Source organism: Methylobacterium sp. WL6 (assembly GCF_008040095.1).
Classification (GTDB): Bacteria; Pseudomonadota; Alphaproteobacteria; order Rhizobiales; family Beijerinckiaceae; genus Methylobacterium.
This window is the reverse complement of sequence record NZ_VRVH01000394.1, coordinates 1-3439: the sequence shown is the minus strand read 5'-3', so window position 1 is coordinate 3439 and position 3439 is coordinate 1. Positions and strand designations below refer to the sequence as shown.

3 protein-coding genes are annotated in these 3439 nt (G+C 74.6%); 1 reads left to right on the top strand and 2 read right to left on the bottom strand.

The window, feature by feature from the left end; genetic code table 11:
* Positions 1–251 precede the first annotated feature (251 nt).
* On the top strand, positions 252–785 hold the full coding sequence (locus FV230_RS26185) for a DNA starvation/stationary phase protection protein (RefSeq protein WP_147729700.1): 534 nt from the start codon (positions 252–254) through the stop codon (positions 783–785).
* Positions 786–842: 57 nt separating this feature from the next.
* Here FV230_RS26185 and FV230_RS26180 read toward each other — a convergent pair whose 3' ends face one another.
* Together FV230_RS26180 and FV230_RS26175 are read right to left on the bottom strand one after the other, a co-directional pair.
* On the bottom strand, positions 843–1205 hold the full coding sequence (locus FV230_RS26180) for a helix-turn-helix domain-containing protein (RefSeq protein WP_147844463.1): 363 nt from the start codon (positions 1203–1205) through the stop codon (positions 843–845).
* Positions 1206–1217: 12 nt separating this feature from the next.
* Positions 1218–3439, bottom strand: a 2222-nt coding sequence (locus FV230_RS26175) for a GNAT family N-acetyltransferase (protein ID WP_147844462.1), incomplete at its 5' end; no start/stop codon positions are given.

Sequence of the window (3439 nt, the reverse complement as noted above, 5' to 3'; positions counted from 1 at the left end):
CCGCGGCCGCAGGCGACGCAGCTCGGCGACGGGCCGGCCCCGCGGCCGCCGGGCGCGATCCCGAACTGAGCGGACCCGCGCCGCCGCCTGGAATGGTTCCAGCCTGTGCACCGGCGGCACCCCTGCCCCGCGCCGCGGGCCGGCCCTGGAACAATCGCCGCCACCGCTCATTCTGCCGGGTGAGGGATGCCGGGGCCGTCGCGGCGGCCGCCCGGCGTTCGCCCCCGACAGACCCAAACGGAGCGACCACCATGGCGAAGGCCAAGCCCATCACTCGCATCGAGAGCGATCGCCTCAACACCCCGACCGACCTCGACCCGGCCGACACCAAGAAGATCGCCGAGGGCCTCGCGGTCCTGACCTCGGACCTGTTCGCGCTCTACATCAAGACTAAGAACTTCCACTGGCACATGAGCGGCCCGAACTTCCGCGACTACCACCTGCTGCTCGACGAGCAGGGCGAGCAGATCTTCGCGATCATCGACGACGTGGCCGAGCGCGCCCGCAAGATCGGCGGCACCGCGCTGAAGTCGCTGGGCCAGGCGAAGTCGCTGACCCGCGTCGCCGACAACGACGCGGAGTACGTCTCGCCGCTCGACATGCTGCGCGAGCTGCGCGACGACAACAAGACGCTCACCGCCAACATGCGCGAGCTGCACGAGGTCACCGACGAGGCCAACGACGTCTCGACCACCTCGCTGCTCGAGGAGTGGATCGACCAGTCCGAGGAGCGCACCTGGTTCCTCTACGAGTCGACCCGCAACGCCACCGAGGGCGGCCACTGAGCCGTATCGCGTGACGCGAGACGCGGCCCCGCTTCCGATGAGGAGGCGGGGCTTTTTTCATGGCGCCCGCGGCGTCCCGAGCACCCGCAGCGCATGGGCGGGATCTGCGGCCACCAGGGTCAGCAGCGTGCGCGCCGCGGGATTGGGCGGCGTGCGGCCCTGTTCCCAGTTCCGCACCGTCCCGATCGGAAACCGGAGCAGGGCGGCGAAAGCGGCCTGCGTCAGGCCCAGGGTCCGCCGCAGGTCGTGGGGAGGCGGAACCAGCCGGTAGCCCTCGGCCTCCGTATCGGGGTCGTCGCCGTCGGCGACGGCCTGCGCGCGGATCTCCGCTTCCGTCGTCGCCAGGATGCGCGCGCGGTCGATGTCCGGCGGCGACGCGAGGAGGTCCGTCAGCGATGTCCGAGCCGATGTGCGAGTCATGGCCGTCTCCCCTCACCCCCGCAACCCCAGCTGCACCTTCACCACGCCGACGTCGTCCGGGTCGCGGCTCTGCGCGAAGCCGAGGCGGCGGCACACGGCGAGCATCGCGCGGTTCTCGGCGAGCACCGTGCCCTCGACGGTGCCGATGCCTTCCGAGCGCGCCCAGTCGAGCATGAGCCGCATCAGGGCGAGCGCGAGGCCGGTGCCGCGGGCCTCGGAGCGGACGAGGATCGCGTACTCGCCGCTGGTGCCGTCGGCGTTGGCGTGCAGGCGCACCGCCCCGAGCATGCGCTTCGCCCCCTCGCCGGCGCCCGCCTCGGTCTCGTCGAGGGCGACGAAGGCGATGGCGCGGGCGTAGTCGAGCTGGGTCAGGCGGGCGAGGAAGGCGTGGCTGAAGTCGCGCACCGGGGCGAAGAAGCGCAGCCGCACGTCCTCCGGGTCGATCGTGGCGAAGAAGGCCCGGAACAGCGGCTCGTCCTCGGGCCGCACCGGGCGCACGGCGATCGCCCGGCCCTTCAGCGTCAGCGCCCGCACCCATTCGGCGGGATAGGGCCGGATCGCGAAGCGCGGATGGCCGCCGGCCCGGCGCGGGCTGGCGCGCAGGCGCACCCGGGCGTCGAGGGCGACGACGCCGTCGGCGTCGGCGAGCAGCGGGTTGATGTCGAGCTCGCGCACGTCCGGCAGGTCGGCGGCGAGCTGGGCGAGCTTCACCAGCGTCAGCGCGATCGCGCCGCGGTCGACCGCCGGCACGTCGCGATAGGCGGCGAGCCGCCGGGCGACGCGGGTGCGGCCGATGAGGTCGTCGGCGAGCGCGAGGTCGAGGGGCGGCAGGCCGAGGGCCCGGTCGTCGATCACCTCCACCGCCGTGCCGCCGCGGCCGAACACCACCACGGGCCCGAAGACCGGATCCTCGGCGAGCCCCGCGATCAGCTCGCGGCGCTGGCCCTTGCGCACCATCGGCTGCACGGCGAACCCCGTGACCCGGGCATCGGGCCGCTCGCGCCGGGCGCGCACCAGGATCTTCCGCGCGGCGTCGCGGACGTCCTGCTCGCTGGTGAGGTCGAGGTGGACGCCGCCGATGTCGGACTTGTGCACCACGTCGGGCGAGACGACCTTCAGCGCCACCGTGCCGCCGGCGGCGATGATCGTCCAGGCGGCCGCCGCCGCCGCGTCGATGTCGGGGGCGAGCGTCAGCGGCACGGTCTCGATGCCGTAGGCCGCGAGCAGGCCGGCGACCGCGACCGGATCGAGCCACGCCGCTCCCTGCCGCAGGGCGGCGGCGACGATCGCCTCGGCGGCCGCGGTGTCGGGCGAGAAGTCGCGCGGCAGCGAATCCGGCGTGCGCATCAGGTCGTCCTGCGCCTCGCGGTAGCGCACCAGATGCAGGAAGCCCTCGATCGCCTCGGAATCGGTGGCGAAGTGGGGGATGCCGGCGCCGGCCAGGATCGCCGCGGCCGCCTCGCCGTGGGACACCGCGAAGACCGGCTTCTTGCGCGCCTGCCCGCGCCGCGCCCGCGTCACCGTGTCGGCGACGGCCTGCGCCACCGCGGCCGCGTCCGAGCGGGCGGTGGGGACGTGGACGGTCAGCACCGCGTCGCCGGCATGGTCGGCCAGCATCGGCGCGAGGGCGGCGGCGTAGGCCGGCCCGTCGGCGGTGATGCCGAGATCGACCACCGGCCCGTCCGCCGGGACGCCACCGCGGTCGGCGAGCCGGTCGGCGGCGAGCAGGCCGATGCCGCGGCCGTTGGTGAGGATCGCGAGGCGCTTGCCCGCGAACGGGCGCTGGTGCGACAGGGTCTCGGCGGCCGAGAACATCGCGTCGAGATCCTCGACCGCGAGCAGGCCCGCCCGGCGGAACGCGGCGGCGTAGACCGCGTCGGGCCGGGCCAGGGCGCCGGTATGGGTCTCGGGATTCCGCCCGTCGCGGGCATGGCGGCCGGCGCGCAGGATCACCACCGGCTTGGTGCGCGCGGCGGCGCGGGCGGCGGACATGAAGCGGCGGGCGTCCGACACCCCGTCGAGGCACAGCAGGATCGCCCGGGTGCGCAGGCAGTTGGCGAAGTGGTCGAGGCAGTCGGCGATGTCGACGTCGCAGGCGCTGCCGAGCGCCATCACCGCCGAGAACCCGGCCCCGTGCCGGGCGCCCCACTCGACGATCGCCCCGGCGACCGTGCCCGATTGCGAGACCAGGGCGAGGTCGCCCGCCCGCGGCGCGCGGGCGAGCAGGCTGGCGT